The 20,923-nt window shown below is 37.8% G+C and carries 17 protein-coding genes; 5 read left to right on the top strand and 12 right to left on the bottom strand.

The annotated features are described in order from the left end of the window. Position 1: 1 nt before the first annotated feature. The 7 genes from IQ215_RS07460 to arsM all read right to left on the bottom strand — a co-directional run bounded on the left by IQ215_RS07460 (position 2) and on the right by arsM (position 6,076). Positions 2-388, bottom strand: a complete 387-nt coding sequence (locus tag IQ215_RS07460) for a DUF4253 domain-containing protein (RefSeq protein ID WP_193800690.1) — start codon at positions 386-388, stop codon at positions 2-4. 163 nt (positions 389-551) lie between these two features. Beyond that, positions 552-1,346, bottom strand: a complete 795-nt coding sequence (locus IQ215_RS07455) for a phosphate ABC transporter ATP-binding protein (protein WP_193800689.1) — start codon at positions 1,344-1,346, stop codon at positions 552-554. Continuing rightward, positions 1,339-2,190 (bottom strand): phosphate ABC transporter permease PstA, encoded by an 852-nt coding sequence (gene pstA, locus IQ215_RS07450; RefSeq protein WP_193800688.1) that lies wholly within the window; start codon positions 2,188-2,190, stop codon positions 1,339-1,341. Before pstA ends, IQ215_RS07455 begins: the two co-directional genes overlap by 8 nt. Next, entirely contained in the window at positions 2,177-3,031 is an 855-nt protein-coding gene (gene pstC / locus IQ215_RS07445; RefSeq protein WP_241735277.1) for a phosphate ABC transporter permease subunit PstC, read from the bottom strand. Before pstC ends, pstA begins: the two co-directional genes overlap by 14 nt. Next, positions 3,012-3,866, bottom strand: a complete 855-nt coding sequence (locus IQ215_RS07440; RefSeq protein WP_193800686.1) for a phosphate ABC transporter substrate-binding protein — start codon at positions 3,864-3,866, stop codon at positions 3,012-3,014. The genes pstC and IQ215_RS07440 overlap by 20 nt, the downstream gene beginning before the upstream one ends. Positions 3,867-3,896: 30 nt before the next feature. Continuing rightward, positions 3,897-4,892 (bottom strand): arsenosugar biosynthesis radical SAM (seleno)protein ArsS, encoded by a 996-nt coding sequence (gene arsS, locus IQ215_RS07435; protein ID WP_193800685.1) that lies wholly within the window; start codon positions 4,890-4,892, stop codon positions 3,897-3,899. A 221-nt stretch (positions 4,893-5,113) separates the two neighbouring features. Beyond that, on the bottom strand, positions 5,114-6,076 hold the full coding sequence (gene arsM, locus IQ215_RS07430; RefSeq protein WP_193800684.1) for an arsenosugar biosynthesis arsenite methyltransferase ArsM: 963 nt from the start codon (positions 6,074-6,076) through the stop codon (positions 5,114-5,116). Positions 6,077-6,285: 209 nt separating this feature from the next. Here arsM and ctpB point away from each other — a divergent pair, with 209 nt between their 5' ends. Further along, positions 6,286-7,584 carry a carboxyl-terminal processing protease CtpB gene (ctpB, locus tag IQ215_RS07425; protein ID WP_193800724.1) on the top strand — a complete coding sequence of 433 codons (1,299 nt, stop codon included), beginning with the start codon at positions 6,286-6,288 and terminating at the stop codon, positions 7,582-7,584. Here ctpB and IQ215_RS07420 read toward each other — a convergent pair. Both IQ215_RS07420 and IQ215_RS07415 read right to left on the bottom strand, forming a co-directional pair. Beyond that, positions 7,581-9,959 (bottom strand): glycosyltransferase family 2 protein, encoded by a 2,379-nt coding sequence (locus IQ215_RS07420; RefSeq protein ID WP_193800683.1) that lies wholly within the window; start codon positions 9,957-9,959, stop codon positions 7,581-7,583. The genes ctpB and IQ215_RS07420 overlap by 4 nt on opposite strands. A 220-nt stretch (positions 9,960-10,179) precedes the next feature. Then, entirely contained in the window at positions 10,180-12,810 is a 2,631-nt protein-coding gene (locus tag IQ215_RS07415; RefSeq protein ID WP_241735276.1) for a DUF3131 domain-containing protein, read from the bottom strand. Between the two features lie 261 nt (positions 12,811-13,071). Here IQ215_RS07415 and IQ215_RS07410 point away from each other — a divergent pair, with 261 nt between their 5' ends. Further along, a complete protein-coding gene (locus IQ215_RS07410) occupies positions 13,072-14,328 on the top strand; it encodes a cellulose synthase subunit BcsC-related outer membrane protein (RefSeq protein ID WP_193800682.1) in 1,257 nt (418 codons plus the stop codon). A 190-nt stretch (positions 14,329-14,518) separates the two neighbouring features. On the opposite strand, the gene purE is transcribed toward IQ215_RS07410, so the two are convergent. The 3 genes from purE to IQ215_RS07395 all read right to left on the bottom strand — a co-directional run bounded on the left by purE (position 14,519) and on the right by IQ215_RS07395 (position 16,762). Then, entirely contained in the window at positions 14,519-15,049 is a 531-nt protein-coding gene (purE, locus tag IQ215_RS07405; protein ID WP_193800681.1) for a 5-(carboxyamino)imidazole ribonucleotide mutase, read from the bottom strand. Between the two features lie 12 nt (positions 15,050-15,061). Then, positions 15,062-16,207 carry a CO2 hydration protein gene (locus tag IQ215_RS07400; protein WP_193800680.1) on the bottom strand — a complete coding sequence of 382 codons (1,146 nt, stop codon included), beginning with the start codon at positions 16,205-16,207 and terminating at the stop codon, positions 15,062-15,064. Between the two features lie 78 nt (positions 16,208-16,285). Beyond that, positions 16,286-16,762 carry a peptidase S1 gene (locus IQ215_RS07395; RefSeq protein ID WP_193800679.1) on the bottom strand — a complete coding sequence of 159 codons (477 nt, stop codon included), beginning with the start codon at positions 16,760-16,762 and terminating at the stop codon, positions 16,286-16,288. A 757-nt stretch (positions 16,763-17,519) separates the two neighbouring features. Between IQ215_RS07395 and IQ215_RS07390 the strand changes: the two genes are divergently transcribed. The 3 genes from IQ215_RS07390 (at position 17,520) to IQ215_RS07380 (ending at position 20,915) form a co-directional block, all read left to right on the top strand. Then, positions 17,520-18,317: a hypothetical protein gene (locus IQ215_RS07390; protein ID WP_193800678.1), complete on the top strand. Its 798-nt coding sequence runs from the start codon at positions 17,520-17,522 to the stop codon at positions 18,315-18,317. A 207-nt stretch (positions 18,318-18,524) separates the two neighbouring features. Further along, on the top strand, positions 18,525-19,991 hold the full coding sequence (gene glcD / locus IQ215_RS07385) for a glycolate oxidase subunit GlcD (RefSeq protein WP_193800677.1): 1,467 nt from the start codon (positions 18,525-18,527) through the stop codon (positions 19,989-19,991). A gap of 462 nt (positions 19,992-20,453) precedes the next feature. After that, complete coding sequence (locus tag IQ215_RS07380; protein WP_193800676.1) at positions 20,454-20,915, top strand: CBS domain-containing protein; 462 nt, start codon at positions 20,454-20,456, stop codon at positions 20,913-20,915. Positions 20,916-20,923 lie beyond the last annotated feature (8 nt).

Below are 20,923 nucleotides of genomic sequence, written 5' to 3'. Positions count from 1 at the left end.
TTTAATCCCACCATAAACAAACTTTTTTCTTTACTTTTAAAACATTCTCTAAAATTTGCAAACCAAAATCTGGACTATTCATCTCAACCCCTTGTAATAAAGGCTTGAGTCGTTCATCTATTTTCTGCCCCATTGTTAATATTTCATCCATACAACCGTATCCTTGATCAATTATATCGGGGCAAAATTCATAAATTTCCTCAGCCATAATTCTTACATTATTTGGTAAATTGTGAAAATATACTGTTAATGTATCATAACTAACATTACTAATGGTTATTCCGAATTTCTGATCCCAATCCAGAAGTTTAACTATAATATCTTCGGTGGTAACATCATAATTTATACCATTAGTTTGATATATTTTTATGTTTTCTAAATTAACCATTTTAAATTTATTTTTTTAACCTAATTATTATTGGTTTTATTTGTATTCTAAGTATTAATGTAAAAACAATAATATAATAACTTTATTATATGATTAATTATATTTTTTAAGGTATTGATGTTTTTATTACAGTAAAATTATAATCTGAAAGTAGGGCATAAAATTAACCTCTAATTCCTTGAATATAAGCTCTGGTAATTTCTGATTGGGGATGGTTAAAAATTTGTTCGATAGTGCCAAATTCTGCCAAAGTGCCGATATTATTTTCAGTCCAAAATAAAGCCCCATAATCACCGATTCTCTTGGCTTGGGCGAGGTTATGGGTGACAATTACCACGGTATATTTATCTCTCAAACTGGCGATTAAATCTTCTACAACACCGCTGGAAATGGGATCAAGGGCGCTACAGGGTTCATCAAATAGTAACACTTCTGGCTCTAATATCAAGGCTCTGGCAATACATAATCTTTGTTTTTGTCCTCCTGATAAGGATAGGGCATTTTGATGCAGTCGATCTTTTATTTCTTGCCATAAACCAACATTTTTTAGGCTTTTTTCGATTAAATATTCAATTTTATTTTTATCTTTTATACCATGTTCTTTGAGGGGAAAGGCAAGGTTTTTATATATAGAAAAAGGAAAAGGATTAGGTTTTTGGAATATTGTACCTATATGACGACGAAGGTTAAGGGTATCTATTTTTTTACCTAAAATGGGTAAACCATCCAAACGAATATTACCTTCAATGTGAGTATTAGGAATCATATCCACCAAACGATTAATACAACTCAAAAAGCTACTTTTGCCACAACCAGAAGGCCCTATAAGAGCAGTTATTTTTCCTCCATGGATGGGTATATTAATTCCTTTAAAAGCAGGTTTTTTATGATAAAAAAGTGACAAATTATCTATATTTAAAGATGGTAAAACAATATTTTGTTTTGATGAATTAGACATTTTTATTATGAGCAATAGAAGTTACATTTAAAATTATTTTGGCAATAAAATTAATCAGGAAAAAAAGCATCAATAACACCAAAGCTGAACCATAAGCATTATCATCACCACCACTAACATTCATACTCAAATCAAAAATATGAATCGATAAACTGCGCCCCGAATCCATCAAAGATTCAGGCATTCTGTCCACATAACCGCTGGTAAAAATTAAGGCAGCGGTTTCGGCGATCGCCCTGCCAACCCCCAACACAAACCCGACGATGACACTCCCCACCGCAGAGGGTAAGACAATCCGCCATAAAGTTGCCCGTTGAGATATGCCCAACGCCGCCGCCCCCAAACGATAATCGAGGGGAACGTTTCTCAGTCCTTCCTCGGTGGTGCGAATGAGGATGGGTAATACCATACAAGCAAGGGTTAAACCTCCCGATAAAATGGAAAAACCTAAACCTAATTTAATAGTAAAAAAAGCATTGCCAAACAAACCAAAAACAATGGAAGGAACACCAGCCAAAATATCTAAGCTACGCCTAATTAAAACTCCTAAAAAATTATTTTGTTCTGTAAATTCTGTCAAAAAAATAGCCGTGCCAACTCCCAAAGGTAAAGCCGTTACCATGGTTACGAATAAAATCAAAAAAGTTGACACCAAAATAGGGGCAATACCGCCCTCCCTACCAGCATTTAATGGCTGAGAAAATAAAAATTGCCAAGATATTTTACCCCGACTATTGATAATAATATCTCCTAAAAACCAACTAAAAAATACCACAATAATCAGAGCCATTAACCATAATGAAATGCTAATTAATAACCCCTCCCTTTTCTTATAACTTAACATTTTGATCCCTCATAATTTCTGCTATTAATACCATAAGGGCGATCGCACCCATCAACCATAAACCACTGACAAACAAAGCCGAACGATGATTCCCAGTGGCATACGCCATTTCGAGGGCGATATTTGCCGTCAAAGTACGCACAGGGGCAAAAAAACTGTCAGGCACTTGTACCACATTGCCACATACCATCAACACCGCCATCGTCTCCCCCAATGCCCTTCCCGTCGCCAAAATAAACCCCGTCATCACCCCCGATTTTGCCACAGGTAATATTACCCCCCAAATCATCGCCCATTTTGACAAACCCAGTGCGATCGCACCCTGTCGATACTCCCAAGGTACTTCCTCAAAACTAGCCTCCGCCGTCAGGGCAACCGTTGGCAAAATCATCAAAGTAAGAATAACCATACCAGCCAATAAACTCGTACCAGGTGCCTGAAACCGATTAATCAATGGTACTAATACCACCAAACCCCAAAAACCATATACCACCGAAGGAATACCCGCCAACAACTCGATTAACTGACGATAAACATAAGCCACCCCACGAGGCGCATAATATTGAGTAAAAATAGCCGAAGCAACCCCCAAAGGAATCGCCAAAAAAACCGCCCCCACCGTCACCGACAAAGTCCCCAACAACATCGGTATCAAATTAAAAAACTGCTCTTGGGGATGCCAAGAAGGATCTAGAAAAAAAGCTCCCCATCCCACCTCCTGCAAAACCGTCGAGGCTTCAGAAAACAAAAATACCGTGATTACCACCACAATAATCCCCGTAATCATCGCAATGATAGTGAGTAACCAACGCCATAGCAAATCACCGTGAGAGGGTGACAAAATCCTGTTTTTTAATGAGATCATGAACTTCCGCCGATTGACTATAATTAATAAAAGTTTGAGTTAAAAAATCCTCCTCACCATTCGTTACCAAATTAAGAGGACGAGATAAAGGAAAGCTACCATTAGCAACATTATCCCTAGTTGCCCCAATTTCATCGAGAGGAAGCAATTTAATTGGTACATTATTATTAATACTAAATTCCGCCGTGCCGATAGATACATAACCAATAGCAAAAGAGTTTCCCTCAACGGTTTTAATACCCTGTTGATTATCCCCAATCACCACAGAAGGCTTTATCTGACTATTAGTAAGGACAAAATAATCTAAAAATAGCTCCAAAGTAGAGCGCCCCTCCGCCTTATTTACCACCGTAATGGGGGCATCCTTTCCTCCCACCTCCTGCCAGTTGCTAATTTCCCCCGTGAAAATTTGCTTAACTTGCTCATCGGATAAACTATCAATAGGGTTGTCTTGATGAATGATAATACCCACCCCATCTTGAGCGATACTATGAAACGATAAATCATCTTCCTCTGGGGTAATGCCACGGGAAACCATGCCAATATCTGCAATACCATTGCGCACATCACTAATGCCACGGGATGAGCCTCCCGTTTGTACATCGATACGCACATCAGGATTTTCCCCTTCAAACTTTTTCCCTATCTCCGACACCAAGGGAGCAACAGTGCTTGAACCTGTAATAATCAATCTCCCTGTTAGTATATCGGTATTCGCCGAATTAGTTACCGTATTTTGTTGGCATGATTGCAAAGTAAGAGGTGCAATTATCCCCAGAGAAAAAATTTGAATAGCTTTTTTTGAAATCATAATCACCTATCCTCGATTTGTTGAGATGTGCTAACTCAAAGCACCACCACAACTCGAACCACTCCCTGCCGTGCAACCATAACAATAGGGTGCAGTTTGTACCTTTTCTATGACATCCAAACTATCCATTGCCAGTAACTTAGCAACCGTCAAATCTTCACCATCATCGGTTTTAGCAGGTAAATTTTCCATCTGGTTAAAATCACAGTCATAAACATTACCTAAGTAGTCAATAGATAATTGATTACGACACATTAAATTATTAATCGTAGTGGGATTAAAATTAGACTCTAAAAAAGATAAATAATCATCAATGAAGCCCTGTTTTTCCAAGAAAACTTTAGTTCTGCCAATGGGCAAATTAGTAATGGTTAAAAGGTTATTAAAATTAATCTCAAAATGTTCTTGTAAGAACATTTTATAAGCTGTTTCCAATTTATATTGATCCGCCGTCAAAGAAAACTTTGTAGTAGTAGGTAAAGGAGGATTATAAACCAAATCTAAAATCAAATCTGGATCTGTTCCATAACCCAAATCATTGAGCCATTGAATAGCTTTAATAGATTGATCGTAAACTCCCTTACCTCGCACTTTATCTACATTATCTTCTAAATAGCAGGGTAAAGAAGCCACAATCCTAACCTTGTTTTCTCCACAATAGACAGGAATATCCTCAAAACCTTCCTCAAAATAGATAGTCAAATTTGAGCGCACAATAATCTCTTTGTTATATTGCCTTGCAGTGTCCACCAAGGGCTTAAAACCGTAATTTAATTCGGGTGCTCCTCCAGTCAAATCTACTGTTTGTATCTGAGGAAATTTAGCAATTAATTGTTGTAGTTGTTCACAAATTTTGGGGGTTAATTCCTCTGTACGTTTTGGACTTGCTTCCACATGACAATGACGACAAGCAAGGTTACATTTTTTCCCTAAATTAATTTGTAAAACGGTTATTTTATCTTTAAGTAAAGGCGTTTTTATTTTCTGATTAAAAGGAGTTATTGTAGTGATTGTATTTACAGTCATATTTATTGATTAATTTTTTATTAATTTGGTCACAGAGTATAGATAAAAGTAGGTTTTAAAGTGTATTACCATTAAATTAAAAACAAATAATACCAAATTTAATTAGTCAATTTTAGTATTATCCAACGTGTAACTATTTACGATAAATAATTATCATCTTTTGCCTGTTCCCCGTTCCCTGTTCCCTACTCTAATGATTACATCTTTTCATTAACCCCTAATTAACAACAACCTCCACCGTCATAATGCCATGTGGAATCAGTGATATAAATATCAGAAAATTCGTTTAATTTGGCGGCGGTTTTATCACATACAGAAGCCGGTACTCCTTTAGTTAAAATATGTCCTGCATTGTCATCAAAATGATCTAAATCACCATGATAAATGGCTGTTTTTCCTGTAAAAATACAAGCCCCATCATCGGCAATAGGTACTTTAAAAGATACGGTATCTAAACTTTCTAATAACAGGGGTTTTTCTAACTGATAATTATTAGTGTCTAATAAACGGTAAGGGCGACGGGTACGAATTTCTACCTGCCCAAAACCTGTATCAATTAAATGTTTGATATATTGGTTATAAGTCAGCGCCCCTGATAAGCACATGGCGCGTAAACGTTCATCCTGTCTAAGATGGGAGGGTATGGGTTGGGTGGCGATGGGATCACTCATTAACAATTTTCCCCCCGGTTTTAAGACTCGATAAACTTCCTTGAGGGCTGTGGCTAAGTCTTGGGGTTCAAAAATATTAAATAGACAATTTTGGGCTACCAAATCAACGGATTCATCTGCTACGGGTAAGTTAAAGGCATCTCCTTCTCGGATTTCTACAAATTCTTCTTGAAACCATTCATTAAGGTTGGTGGCTTGTTTTAAATTCTCCCTTGCCACATTTCTCATGGCTTCTACAGGCTCAACGGCAACAACTCCCCCTTGGTGACGGCTAAAATAGGCAAATTGCAGAGCTTCCAAACCGCCCCCTACTCCTACATATAAAACGGTGGGATTGTTGGCTAATTCGTTGGGGTGTACCGTTGTACCACAGCCGTAGTTCATTTCTTGCATTTTGCAGGGAATTTTTAATCCTGGTAGTTGTAATGAACTGCTTTGGACGCAACATAAACCCACTTCGGGGGTTTGAGCGACTTCAGAGTAAAATTGGGCTGTGGTTTCTAAATAGGTCATAGGGTTGTGTAATAAATTTCTAGCTATGGTAGATACGAACCTAATACAAAAAAGGTTTTAACTTAGATGATCATAACAATGATTTGATTATCAAAATCTTAAAAGAGTTGGGATGTTAAGAAGGTTGGCGGTGAACACCCCATCGCAAAATAAATTTGATACACTGAAAAAAGATGAGAGTTAAATATATATTCATCCACACTGATTTTATGAAAAAGCATATTACGACACAATCTCTGAATTTTAAAAAGTTTTTTCTTGCTTTTGCCACAGGTACTTTTTTGCCTTTGTTAAACCCCATCGCTACTCAGGCGGAAATGGTGGATAGTCCTAAATCGGTGGTGGATGAGGTGTGGCAAATTGTCCATCGAGAATATGTGGATGGAGATTTTAATCAGGTTGATTGGCAAAGGAAAAGAACGGAATTACTAAGTAGGGATTATCGTAATACTCGTCAAGCCTATGAGGCCATAGAAGGGGCGCTGAAGGATTTAGGTGATCCTTATACCCGTTTTTTAGCTCCCGATCAGTTTGAAACCCTTACGAATCAGACATCTGGTCGGGTATCGGGGGTTGGGATTCGTATGGCCATTGACCAAAGAACCCAAGATTTATATGTGGTGGAAGCTATTCGTAAATCTCCCGCAGCGGAAATGGGTTTGAGAAGGGGCGATCGCATCGTACGCATTGACGGTAAACCGACGGCTTTAATGGATTTAGAACAGGCATCGGAAGCGATGCAGGGAGACAATGGCACAGATGTGCGTTTACAAATAGCCCGGCAAGGGGAGTCTAGTTTTGAGGTAGTAATCACCCGTGCGGAAATTCAAATCCCTGCGGTGGACTTCGGCATGAGAGAAGAAGGAGATTTAAAAATTGGTTATATTAAATTAGAAGAATTTAGCTCCAACGCTTCTGCACAAATGGAAGAAGCGATCACCAGTTTACAGGAAAACAATGCCTCTGCTTTCGTCTTAGATTTACGAGGTAACCCCGGAGGGCTTTTATTTGCTAGTGTGGACATCGCCAGAATGTGGATGGAGGAAGGGGAAATAGTCGATGTGGTTGATCGCCGAGGGGGACATCGTCGTTTTCATGCTAACAATTCGGCCCTGACGGATCTTCCCCTGGTGGTTTTGGTGGATGGTAATTCTGCTAGCGCCAGTGAAATTTTAGCAGGGGCGCTCAAGGAAAATAATCGGGCGACGGTGGTGGGAACAAATACTTTTGGTAAAGGTACTGTACAATCAGTACACTCTTTATCTGATGGTTCTGGTTTGGCGGTGACTATTTCCCGTTATTTTCCCCCAAGCGGATTAAATATCAGTAAAAATGGCATCGCCCCCAATGTAGTCCAAAATATTAGCCGTCAACAACTATCCAATTTGAGGGATAATCCTTCTCTCATTGGCACATCTTCCGATCCTCAATATTACAGGGCTATTAGTGTTTTACGTAATCTGGCCACATCTTCCGTGGAACAAAATCCCCTCAGTAGAAATTATTAATCTTTTTCTGATGGTTGCCATGTGGCTGCCTTAATAACAATGGATAGTACACTTATATTATAAATAGACCAACCCGCATTCAATAAAAAAAGTGCGGGTTCTTTATATGTGCCGATCAAAAGTTGAATACCTGTCCAGAAGATACCTCCAACCGTCAGGACAACGATCGCAACTTGGGGAATAATTAAACGAAAATAGTTTCCCGATTGTCTTTCCTTTGGGGTTACTTTAAAGCTAAGGGGTTTACCACTAAAAACACTAATTACCGCCTGAATATATAAAGGAAAAAGGGCGATCGCATATTGCTCACTGCGCCAAAGTTCCCTTGCAGGAATACCCCAACTCGCCATCATAAAAGTAAGACGATTAAGCACAAAAGCGGGAACAAAATAAAAAGCAAAATCATTGTTAAAATCAACAACAGGCACTATCCCTGTATAAAAATAAACAATGGGACTTAACAAAAAAATAACAATCCCAAACCCAGAAAAATAACTATACATAGTTTGAAAATATTGTAACCTTTGCCCCAAGGTCAAACCCTCTTTCGTTAGGGGAGATTCCCTCAGTAACACCTGAATAGTACCCTGCGCCCATCTCAACCGTTGTTGCAAGGTAGAAATCAAATCATCAGGCGCAAGTCCGGCCGACAAAGGCTCATTGTGATAAACTGACCTCCACCCTGCACTATGTAACCTCATGGCGGTATTCATATCTTCAGTAATACTATTACTCGATACCCCCCCCACCAAATCAAATTCCTCCAAGCGAGATTGATCTTTCTGAAAATCGGCGGCAAAATTTTTTAAACCCACCATAATTAATGCTTCTCTTCTTAATACTGCGTTAGTACCCGTATAAAAAGCCGAATTCATACCATCTTTACTTTGTTGAATTAATCCATAGAAAAGATGAGCCTGATGACCGAAAGGATCTCCAGAAGGTAAATTATAAAAGGCTTGGGGGGTTTGCACAAAGGCAATCATATTTTCATAATATCGACCTGTCATCAAATTGTAGGAGAAAAAATAAGGAATTACCCTTTGTAAAAATTGAGCTTGAGGAATATGATCAGCATCTAAAGTTAAAATAAAGTCTCCTTTTGTGCTTCCAGAAAAAATAGCGTAGTTAATATTCCCTGCTTTGGCGTGGTGCGGTTTCCCTGGAGGTTTAGGACGAGCAATATAGTGACATCTTAATAGGCTACTTAGTTTTAATTCTTCTTTTTCTATGGTGTCTAATAATTCTGCTCTTTTTTTTACTAAGTACTGGTTTATGTGACTTAAACTAGGATTAAATTGTAAAACTAACTCCGTTAATCCTTTTAAATATCCTGCCATTATAGATTTTGTGGCGATTTCCTCCATGTTAGGAATGGCAGTATAGGATTTATAAAGGGTAAGACAGTTTCCTTGGTTACCCATAGAAATATAACTATAACTATCCATCACCTCAGCAATGGTTTTTAAGTGTTGTCCTTCTTCTTCATTAACGGCAGGTAGATTCGGACTTGTAAATAATTTATTGGTTTGGTAATGACGATTATTATCCCAAATTTTGATTTCAATACCATAGCTTAAAATAGTTAAATCTATTAAGGTTAAATATTTTTTCTCTATTTGTAAACTATTTTTGATAATTTGATGTTCAAATCCTTCTAATACTGCTAAATGACAGTCTTGCCACACTTCAGCTGGTACATATAAGGGCTTTTGTTTCTCAAACCAGCGTAATACTTTTTTGGTGTATTCTTTAGTAGGTTTAACTTTGATCCGAAATTTGTTGAGGATTTGTTGGGCGTTATCTAGCTCTGGGGTTAAGGTTTCTACTTGTTCTAGGTTGGCTAGTAATTGCGATCGCCTCTGGGAAATGGACTTAACCTCCTGTCTTAAACGGGGAGTTTGTAAATCTTCAATATTAAGTCTTTGACTCATGGCCCTCATTTCGGGAGAATTACCATCATCAAGGATATAAACTTTTAACTTTGATACGGGATAATCCATATTCAATGCCGCTCTTGCCGTCTTTTCGACCATTTCCACAGGTTCGTTATAACAGGTAATAAATACATCAACATTCGGAATTTGCTCCTCTGGCAAGGTTGGTTGAAGATATTTTAATGAACGTATGCGGCGCTCGAGGGGATTCCACAACCCAATAAAAAACATCACTCCCCCCACATAACAATAAATTTCCGCTAACAATAGAGGGATAGATAACCACAAGGCAGATACATTAATAGAATTAAAAATACGCCACTGTAAATACCAAGCCCCACAGATAAGGTTAATAATAATCAGAAAACGTAAAGGTCGTGTGCCTTTTTTTAAACGGGTTTCTAAGTTTCCTGAAAAACAATAATTATCTTCAACCATAATTTTTTTTTGATAATTTGATACTCTCTACCAATCAATTCAGGGGATTTGAACTTCAACCATCTAACTTACCCCCTAAAGGATTTTCTAACTAAAGGAGGTTGATATGTCCTCAATATCTCAACCAACAAACAAAATAATCAATACTCTAAGGATGCAAGAAAACTAATGTTATTTTGACTGATATTCAAAGGTACTTTATAACCTCGTCATAGCTTGACTAGATTTGGGGATTGGCAATGGTAGGTAACCCATTTCCCTGTTTTTGTTCCCTTATGGCTCTCCACCAAGGAGAATTAAGGTTAAAATTTTTAAGCAAAGTGGGTTGTTGCTCGGTAACATGATAAAGCAAGGATTGTAATATCAAACTATTAGTTTTAGCACTAAAACCTTGAACGGTTTCCCCATTCACTTCTCTGATGCCTTCCCTATAACCAAGGTTGTTATCATAGGCGTTTTTAACGGATTCCTTTAGCTGACGAGCATAATTATTGTCAGGAAAAAGGGCATTGTAGGCAAAAGCTGAACCTGTGTTGATAATTCTTTGCTCTGGGGAAAGGGATTCTTGGTTACTAAATGTGGCCCAGGGTTGATTATCTTTGCCGATAATGGTGCTATGGATAATATAAGGGGAAGTAGAAATCAGGCTCGTACCACTGGCGCTGAGTCTTCCTGTGCCTTGGTAACGTTTATTTTCTGCCTCTAGTATTCCTTCTAGGTAAGGTTTGAGGGGGGATTCTATTCCGAAGTATAAGCCGTATTGTAGTAAGGGGCTACTGAGTAGAGGATTATTTTCAGGAAGGGTTTGATTGACTAGGCTTTGAGTAGTGATGGGCAGAGAAATGCCTTCTATGGTTTGTGTCTGATATTGTCGATTTAAGTTGTTAATCTCAAAGCCCCACAGTTGAAAACCTTTTTCTGCTATTTCTTGATAGCCAATGTAGCTATTGGGATATACCCTAGTTAGATTTTGATTGTCTGTTTCAAGGGCGATCGCACTGTGAATCCTTTGATTTTGAATTACCCTTAAATAAGACCAATTAAGGACAATAGAATCAATAGACTCACCATAGCGAGGATAGCAAGATTTGAGATCATGGAGGGCTAAAAGTAATCTACCAACATCCAATCCAGACCAACCATTACCCATATCTGATAAGTTATTATTACCATAGTCCACTGGTTGCAAAGTTCGCACATTGTAACCCCGATGGGGCAATTCCCCCGCAAATAAAGGTAATTTTCCGAGCGCCCCTAAAAACATTCTCATTCTTTCTTCAAATACTTCATTGCTGATAATATCTAAAGATTCTGCGGCCTGTAATGCCATAAGATAATCCCCCATGCCCCATAAACTTGTGGCTCTTACATCGGTGCGATCGCGCACTAACCCCGTACTAGGTTCATAATGGGATTCAAAATATTTCCACGCCCTTTGGGCAATTATCCTAGTTTCCTCATCCCAACGGTTACCATTAATGCCATAGCAATTTCCCCCGAAAACTCCCCCAATGGAGGGAATAGGTTCAACCTCTATAACGCCCCTATTTTCACCAGCACAAGCCAAAGGAGAAGGATAGTTACTCATTACCTTAATCCCTTCAGGATTGCCAACCGAGCTACTCACCACAGGATTACGGATTAAAGGGCGATCGCCCCTAGCCTTATAATAAAGCATCTCCAAAATTAAACCATTAGTATTAGCCGTCAAAATAATATTCTTACTACCATCTTCCTCAAACTCCCCAGCATAAAAACCACCACCATTAGGACTAATCATCCCCGATGCAAAAGCCCTTAACCTATTGCCATACTCACTCTGAGGAAAAAGATAATGTAAACCCAAAGCCGCCTTAGTGCTAATAGTGCTCCACTGAGGATACTGCATATTATCCTCCGTAATAGTAGTCCAAGCATTACCATTAGCATAAATGGAATTATATAAAAAAGAAGGTACATTAGGATCTTTATCTTCCCTTAAAATATTATCTTCCGTCACCGCCGTTAACTGCCCCATAGCTAAATAACGTCTTTCTTGCACCTCCAAAATATTTCTCGCATACTGTTGCATCTGAGTACCCAAAAAACCAAACTCCACACCATCAAGAATATAAGACTCACTCACCACATAATTATTACCATTGGTACTCTGAAAATCACGACTATCCGCAGGAATTTCCACCCCATATATTTCTACCAAATTAAATGGCTCAAAAGAAAGAGCCAAAGGCGCTTCATAACCCCACAACTGAAACCCCCTAGCAGCATATTGTTCATAGCCCAATCGCCCCTCCTGTACTAACCTAGTCTGTCCATTTCTTGAAACCGTAGCACCATATAACTGCCCATTTTGAACAATTCGATCTAAATCCCATCCCCCCACAATAGATTGTATCCAATCCCCATACTGAGGATGACAAGTGCGCAAACTATGTAAAGAAACCAAAAGCCTACCTATATCAAGGGCAGACCAACCAATACCATTAATTACAGGATTATTTCCATAATCCACAAACTCCCTAGAAACCGTACTATAAACCTTATGGGGCAAAGAATCCTCAAATAACTTAATACTAACCAAACTTTCTAAAAACCTATTCAACCGAGCATCAAAATCCCCTTGATCAATAATATTTAACCAACGAGCCGCATTTAATGCCGTTAGATAATTCCCCATATCCCAAGCAGTAGTCGAAGTAAAATCATTAGCTGAATTAACAAAACCTGTTTCCCATTGATAATTATTCACAAAATATGACCATGCCACTCGCGCCCACTGATTTTCTTCTTCCGTTAAAGGCTTACTAATATTGGCACAGAAACTGATTTGCCCCGATTGTGCAAAGGCCATAGATGCTGTTTTGCTAAAAAAAAGTGATCGTTCCACAGTATTCAAACTAATATAATGACTAATTAAAAAACTCATTAGACACAAACTAATTATTTTTAGCCATCGGTTAATAATACTTCTTTTACGTTTTATACCCATTATTTTTATCCATTCCTAGCTCAAAATTAAAACAAAGTTTTGTAAAGGTTAATTTTTGTTATTTTTACTTTGGTACGTAATCATAGTATATGTTAATAGAAAAAAAATAATTAATCTACTAATATGCATAAAAAAAAATATAATACAAAGTTATTTATACTATTTTTATCTTTCCTTTTAGGAGACTTTTTCTTAGTAACAAGAATAATCACAGCTAATGATAACAATTACAATAATACCTCTGAAAACCTTAATCAAGACTATTTATCATCTAATAAAAAACTTAATAAACAATATTTTATTAGTCATTCTAGTTTTAAAATACCAACTAAAAGTAGTGTTATTGTTAACAACAAAATAAAATTATATAACCAAATATTTGATAAAAAAGAATATCTAATTGCTTCCCCAGAAAACTTTAACCCTTCCCTCAACGACACATTTATAAATCCTGAGTCTAGGGATTTACAAACCAATGAAATCAACAGATTTAAAATAGAAAGTATTACCCCCAGCTTCTATTTAGACAGTGACAACTTTGGGCAAGAAAATATTTATAGAGAAATACTATTAAACTTTCAAAGCCCCAATCAAAATAACTTTAATCTTCGTACAGGAATTAATAGTTTTAGAAAAACAGACATCGAAGACATTAACCATATTCCCTTAATCTTTGGTTGGCAAAAACAGCTTAATAATACTAATCTAAATCTTAATGTAGGGGTAGATTTTTTTGACCGTATCAGAAATAGCCCTAACTTGAGTGTAAGTGTAGAGCAACCACTATCCATTAACATAGAAGAAGATGGGGCATTACAATCATTGTTTGTGGCGGGGGCAACCGTTGAACATCAAGCCTATAAATTTAATGCAACAACCATTGAAAATGAAGTGACATTATGGAGATTTAGACCTCAATTTTACTGGTTAATCGCCCCTGATATAAGTTTATTTAGTTTTGCCCAATATGGTAGTTTTTCCGATGGTAACCACGAGTTTCAATCTTTCAGTCGCCTAGAAAAAACTCTGGGTGAATTTAGCTTATCTGGCAACTTATTTATCTGGAGTTTTGCCCAAAATCTTGAAAATTCCAGTGGTTATTTTTCTCCCCCAGATTTTTTGGTTTATAACCTAGAGTTGGCTTGGAAAAAACAGTTTACCGATTCTTTAATCTGTCGTTTAGCCGCAAGTTTTGGGCAACAAAGGTTAGAGGGGGAATTTTCCGACGCTTTTGTTTATGAGGGTTTATGTCAGGCTACTTTATTTCCCCGTACAGTATTAGATTTAAGTTATCGAGTTTCCAATATCTTAACGGTGGAAGGAGATGCAACTTCCTATCGTAATGAACAGTTAAAAGCACAAGTTAAGTATAGCTTTTAATGGGGAGGTGACGGATTATTGATAACCTGAGTTCGAGATAAAATTTATAGTCTTGTAAAGGCGTGAATAATTGACAATTGACAATGAATAATTGAACTATTTTACTCTTACTCCCCATCCCCCGTGCTCCTCATCTCCCATACTCCCCATCACCTTAATACTAACCATACTGAGAAATCCCGAACTAAAGTTATTGATAATATTTTTCTAAGTATTTTTGATAACCTATTTTGCTTAATTCCTCTTGTTTATGGTCAACCATTGTTTTTAAATCTTGGCTATATGCCAAAACTTTTTCTAGTAATTGGGGTTGTTGAGCGCCTAAAATTCTGATGGCTAATAAACCAGCATTTTGAGCATTGCCAATGGCAACGGTGGCTACGGGAATTCCCCTGGGCATTTGCACGATGGAATAAAGGGAGTCTAAACCGTTTAATTGTCTGGTTTGCACTGGTACGCCAATGACGGGTAAGGGGGTTAGGGAGGCTACCATGCCTGGTAAATGGGCAGCGCCCCCCGCCCCTGCTATGATTACTTTTATTCCCCTTTTGTGAGCATTTTGGGCATACTCTACCATCTTCATGGGGGTACGGTGGGCAGAAACGATTTCCACTTCACAGGCCACATTAAATTGTTCACAAAGGGCGATCGCACTTACCATGGTAGGTAAATCGGAATCGCTACCCATGATAATTCCTACTTCGGCTTTTGTTTGTTCCATATCTAAATTTAATTACAGTTTTAAAACATCATTATTAACATCTACCATACGAGCTGAAAGAAAACGACTCATCCAACCCTCTAAAAATTGACGATTAGCCATGATTTCCTCTGGGTTTTGGGTGTCCAAACCATGGGGGGCTAAACCCCTTAAGGCTGCCGTTGTCACACAATACATAGACTTTTGAAAACTAATACATATTTTTACCAGTAAATCGTCTTCTCCTCGCAGGGAATTTTGATATAAATGATGGAGATATTCAGGGATATAATGGCGCATATCGTGCATTAAGAGGGTAGGGGGTACTCCTGCACTGCCCACGGGCAAAGGATCGGCATATAAAGCCCCGTAGTTAAAATCTCCCTGCTCATGGGGTACTTGACTAGCTTGAGCGTTGTAGGATACCGTACCGAGGAAAGGAAATCCACGGAAAAACACTGCTTCTACGTAAGGGACAGCGGTTTCCATTAAAAAGGTTAACCCTGCTTCTTGGGGAATGATAGTATATATTTCCCCTTTTATGTCCACTTCAAAGGTGATGGGGCGAGAGGCATCAGCCACCAAGCCATCTAAAATATGTTGGACTACGTCGGGAATGGAGTTGATTTCCCCTGCATCGTAGCGATCTGATAAACTTAAGAACATATCGCTCATGACTCGCCAAAATTGTCCGAGTGCTGCATAATAGGCTGACATTTTAGCTTGTTCGAGGAGGAAATTAGGAAAAATTTTGTTTAATCCTAGGATGAAAGGATTATTTTTTAATTTTGCTTGTATGGCGCGATCGCAGTTAGCTTTAAATGCTTGACTATCGATATAATCATCTAATTTTCCTCCCCCATGCCAGAGCATTCCTCGCATACAATATTCTGCATATTCGTAGTTAATGCGATCGTGCCACCAATGTTTAAGTAACTTGGAAAAGGAAACATCCCCATTAAAATATTTAAAGAAAGGAAATAATACTAAAAATTGATGTTTACCAATATAATTCAGGTTATTAGAGTATTTGTCTAATACTACTCCGTAGGATTTGAGTATCCCCACCACCTCCAAAAGATTATCAGGGGTATCTTTTAAAAGGGCATCTCCCCGTTCTAGTCTATAGATATATTCTGCTAAGGGATGTTGTGATGGTTGAATAGGAGTAGTGACCATAAAGCTATTGTACGCAACTATAAACAGACTTTATTTTAACATTGGAGGTTACTGCGCGCCGATTAACTTTAAGGGAGGTTATTGACTATCTAATTCAGAAATGTAGAGGGTTGCTTCCCGAATTTCTCCTGGGTTAAAAGTTCCTACCCAAACGTCATATTGCCCTGATTTTGGGGAATTAAAGCGAATGGATGGATTATGGGCGCGAGAAGTTCCACTGTCATCATCGCAAAACCATTGACCGTCAGGGTCGTTAATGATTAAGGTTGTGTCATAGGCAGAATCAACGGATATAATTAAGGGTCTGCTACCGCCCCCTGTAAAGCGAATACGATAGTCAGGAGCGTCGCTAATAGTACCCGTACAGGAATAGCCCAGGTTACTTGCTTCAATGGATCCTCCGGCTTGGACACTGACTGTGTGGGGGTCTGGGTAAAAGTCAGCGGATAGTCTTGTTTCTCCATAGTTGGGGGAAAGTTGATGGTTTTGGGCTGATGCTCCAAAGGCGATCGCACTCAGGATTGTGGCACTAAAATATACTAATTTACGAATCATCGTTCTAGTCCTCTAAATATAAATGTGGTGGTTGTACCTCAAATTAATAAAAAAGAAAAATTTATACAATTATTGAAAATCTTTTTAGACAAAAATCTTTAAATCTTTAATATAAATTCAAGGGGATACTACTATAGTATTATTTCTGAGGATTTTTTCAGTAAAAATAAACATTTTTTTACATTCATCTATATTATGAATAAAGGGGAGTTTATTAATGATAGTAAAAATTATTACACCGCACACAAAATGAACATCCAATTAACCAACTAAATCTTTTTTCCTGTAGCTTTTATTTGTCCATAAACATTAACTTTCTTACTTACCGTGGTAGTAGTGAGGGATTTAATATTTTTTATTTTCTTGATATATCCCACTACCTTAAATTTAAAGAGTGTATGATTATATCGGTTAAGGGCGATCGTTTTTGTAACCAATTTTCTGCAATAAGTATATAATGATTCTAGGTTAAAGATAATGTGTTTAAAACAAGACATTTGACATTAGCTAGGTTGACGAAAAATGCTTTGTCCTCCCACTTATGTATCTTAATTTAATCTTAAACTATAAATTCAACGGAACACTGAAAATTTACGTAGTTATTAATAGTAAATTTAAATAATAACTCCAAACAACTAAATAGAAATTTTGTTTGCATAGAACTTTATTATTTAGTAAGTTAAGTTATATACTATATATATCAATAGCAATATTATAAATAACTACAATTAAATCTATAAATTAAAAATATAATGAGATGAACAAGCAATTCATATTAATATCAGCCCTCATAGCCCCAACTCTGATTCTCTTACCCATCCAGAAAAGCTCCGCCTCCGTATTGACCTTTGACATTAACGGTTTAGGTTCAGGAAATGCGATCCCACAAGGATATGGTGAAAGGATTACCAGCGAAACCATGGGTAATTTTAATTACCTACAAGGAAACGGTTTCACCCCCAATGTTGTTGTTGATTATCAAAGGTTCGAATACAACGTTGATAATCCTAACTTCAACTCCAATGGTGGACTAGATCAAGGATTTGTTGATAGTTCAAAAACGCTTAGAGTCTTAGATGATTTGAATATTGTTCAGACAACAATCGATTTCGATAGCCAGTTTTCCGCAGGACTACCTTCTTCAGGAGCTCCACAACGAGAAGTAGCGGAAATATCCTTAACGCCAGATACAGGTTTTGGAGTGAGGTTTAATAGTTTTGACTTGCTCAATGGTTCAAATAGTGCTGTATCAGGCTGGTTAGCCATTTTTGATGAGAACTATAATCTTTTATGGGATCCCGGAACTAATAGTACCGGTTTCACAATAAATCCAAACTCTATTGTCACCTATTCAGGACTAAATATTTTTAATAATGATTCCTTAAAAATACAGTTATTTTTAGAAAATAACCAGCTATCAATAGGACTTGACAACATCAATTTTGATCAAGTAGATGCACCTGCAGAAATTCCAGAACCATCCCTCGTGTTAGGAATCTTATCTTTAGCAGCATTGGGCTTTGGCTCTGGGGTAAAAAAAGAACTTCATGATTAGATTTTTAAGTGTTACGGAATTATTTACCATTAAAATACTGTTGTATAAAAGACTAAATATAAGATAGATAAAGTGACTTTTAATAGGTAACTTGAGTAATTATTTACTACTAACATTTGTTTTGTGAATGTTGAAAACAATTTGAGTTTATCTTTAATCTTCAGTTCAATATATAATAGTTCTAGTAGCTACTAGGTTCTTAAATCAATGGTTTTCAGTGTTAAACGCAATAAATGGCAATCGATAATTAAACAGTTAGAAGCCGTTTTAGGAAAAAAAGGAGTCATCAAGCGTAAAGAAGAATTACTTACCTATGAATGTGATGGGTTACCCCAATATCGGCAACGGCCTGCCTTGGTTACTTTACCGAAAACCACTGAGGAAGTAAGTACGATCGCCCGTATTTGTCATGAAAACGACATCCCATGGATTGCAAGGGGTGCAGGTACAGGATTATCAGGGGGTGCATTACCCGTAGAAGACTGCGTTTTAATCGTCACCGCCAGAATGCGCGAAGTCTTAGAAGTAGATTACGAAAACCAAAGAATTGTCGTACAACCAGGAATCATCAATAACTGGGTAACCCAAACCGTCAGCGGTGCAGGATTTTACTATGCCCCCGATCCCTCCAGCCAGATCATTTGTTCTATTGGGGGCAACATAGCCGAAAATTCAGGGGGTGTCCACTGTCTCAAATATGGCACCACCACCAACCATGTATTGGGTTTAACCATCGTCACCCCAGAAGGAGATATAGTAAAACTAGGCGGTAAAGTACCAGAAACCCCAGGATATGACCTCACAGGATTATTTGTTGGCTCAGAAGGCACTTTAGGCATTGCCACAGAAATCACCCTCAAAATCCTCAAAACCCCCGATTCTATTTCCGTAGTTTTAGCCGACTTTAATAGCATAGAAGAAGCAGGAAACGCCGTAGGTGAAATTATTCAAGCAGGAATTATCCCGGCAGGAATGGAAATGATGGATAACTTTAGCATCAACGCCGTAGAAAACATTGTCGCCACCCAATGCTACCCCCGAGATGCCCAAGCCATTCTTTTAGTAGAATTAGACGGCTTAGAAGTGGAAGTCAAAAATTACAAGGAAAAAGTCGGAGAAATTTGTTTAAAATGTGGGGCAAGAAGCATTACCTCCGCCGAAGATGCCCCCACCCGTCTAAAACTATGGAAAGGCAGAAAAGCAGCCTTCGCCGCCATGGGCAAAATTAGCCCTAATTACTTCGTACAGGATGGGGTTGTGCCGCGATCGCAATTAGCCTCCGTATTAAGCGAAATAAACGCCTTAGGAGAACAATATGGCTACCGCATCGCCAATGTTTTCCACGCAGGAGACGGAAATTTGCATCCTCTCATTTTATACAACCAAGCCGAAGAAGGAAGTTTTGAAAAAGTAGAAGAATTAGGAGGAGAAATTCTCAAACTTTGTGTCAAAGTAGGTGGTAGCATATCAGGGGAGCATGGCATCGGTAGCGATAAAAAATGTTACATGGCAGATATGTTCACCGAAGCAGACTTAGAAACCATGCAATATGTTAGAAGTGCTTTCAACCCCAAAGGATTAGCTAACCCCGAAAAAATCTTTCCTACCCCTCGCACCTGCGGAGAATCTGCCAACGCTCAAAAAGCCGAATTTCAAGGCGCTCAAGCATTTTAATCATTAGTAAAATGTGCCAGAATTCTTAATCCACAAGGATATATATAGCGTTTTACTAACTTTGAAATTTAAAAATGGTAAAAGTACCTGAGTTAGAGAGCAAATTTATAGGCGTTGGTGAATTAAGGTATGATTTTTAGTTTAGTTTGGCAATAGGCAATAGTAATAATAGTTTTAATGCTATACATTTACTGTAATTCAATAATGCTTCATACCCAAAATCAACAATGCCAATTGATAGTCTTGTCAAAGTGAAAACTATGGACAATTAATAAACTATGATATGTCACCTAAACCCTAATCATACTCCTCATCACCCATACTCCCCATCACCCCTACTCCCTCACTCCTCATCACTCCATCTCCCCTATGATTTTGTTAATTATTTAACCGTTTTGACGTATGAAGCCTTTGATTTTGATAAAATTAAGGGAGCATAAGATATTTTATATACAAAAAATAATGAATAAAACCGTTGCAGATATAATGACACCCTCACCCATCACGGTGAATCCTGATACCCCCCTTAAAGATGCCATTACTATTTTGGCCCAAAAGAAATTGAGCGGCTTACCCGTAGTGGATAAGGATAATAAATTAGTGGGGGTAATCTCTGAAACAGATTTAATGTGGCAAGAAACAGGAGTTGAGCCACCCCCCTATATTATGATTTTAGATAGTGTTATTTATTTACAAAATCCCAATCGTTATGAGAAGGATATTCATAAAGCCCTAGGGCAAACCGTAGGGGAGGTTATGACAAATAAGCCAATTACCATAAAATCCGATGATTCTGTGAAAAGGGCGGCTCAAATTCTCCACGAGAAAAAAATTAGTCGTTTACCCGTAGTGGATGCTGATGGTAATGTGGTTGGTATTGTTACCCAAGGGGATATTATTCAAGCTATGGCTTTAGATAGCTAGTCATTAAT

This window comes from Cyanobacterium stanieri LEGE 03274, from assembly GCF_015207825.1.
Classification (GTDB): Bacteria; Cyanobacteriota; Cyanobacteriia; order Cyanobacteriales; family Cyanobacteriaceae; genus Cyanobacterium; species Cyanobacterium stanieri_B.
This window is presented reverse-complemented; position numbering and strand designations above follow the sequence as displayed.

Coding starts and splice junctions, on each gene's coding strand:
- IQ215_RS07460 (WP_193800690.1), bottom strand. CDS start 388: ATGGTTAATTTAGAAAACATAAAAATATATCAAACTAATGGTATAAAT.
- pstA (WP_193800688.1), bottom strand. CDS start 2,190: ATGTTAAGTTATAAGAAAAGGGAGGGGTTATTAATTAGCATTTCATTA.
- purE (WP_193800681.1), bottom strand. CDS start 15,049: ATGGAACAAACAAAAGCCGAAGTAGGAATTATCATGGGTAGCGATTCC.
- arsS (WP_193800685.1), bottom strand. CDS start 4,892: ATGACTGTAAATACAATCACTACAATAACTCCTTTTAATCAGAAAATA.
- IQ215_RS07455 (WP_193800689.1), bottom strand. CDS start 1,346: ATGTCTAATTCATCAAAACAAAATATTGTTTTACCATCTTTAAATATA.
- glcD (WP_193800677.1), top strand. CDS start 18,525: ATGGTTTTCAGTGTTAAACGCAATAAATGGCAATCGATAATTAAACAG.
- IQ215_RS07400 (WP_193800680.1), bottom strand. CDS start 16,207: ATGGTCACTACTCCTATTCAACCATCACAACATCCCTTAGCAGAATAT.
- IQ215_RS07440 (WP_193800686.1), bottom strand. CDS start 3,866: ATGATTTCAAAAAAAGCTATTCAAATTTTTTCTCTGGGGATAATTGCA.
- IQ215_RS07420 (WP_193800683.1), bottom strand. CDS start 9,959: ATGGTTGAAGATAATTATTGTTTTTCAGGAAACTTAGAAACCCGTTTA.
- IQ215_RS07410 (WP_193800682.1), top strand. CDS start 13,072: ATGCATAAAAAAAAATATAATACAAAGTTATTTATACTATTTTTATCT.
- IQ215_RS07390 (WP_193800678.1), top strand. CDS start 17,520: ATGAACAAGCAATTCATATTAATATCAGCCCTCATAGCCCCAACTCTG.
- IQ215_RS07395 (WP_193800679.1), bottom strand. CDS start 16,762: ATGATTCGTAAATTAGTATATTTTAGTGCCACAATCCTGAGTGCGATC.
- IQ215_RS07380 (WP_193800676.1), top strand. CDS start 20,454: ATGAATAAAACCGTTGCAGATATAATGACACCCTCACCCATCACGGTG.
- ctpB (WP_193800724.1), top strand. CDS start 6,286: ATGAAAAAGCATATTACGACACAATCTCTGAATTTTAAAAAGTTTTTT.
- arsM (WP_193800684.1), bottom strand. CDS start 6,076: ATGACCTATTTAGAAACCACAGCCCAATTTTACTCTGAAGTCGCTCAA.
- IQ215_RS07415 (WP_241735276.1), bottom strand. CDS start 12,810: ATGGCCTTTGCACAATCGGGGCAAATCAGTTTCTGTGCCAATATTAGT.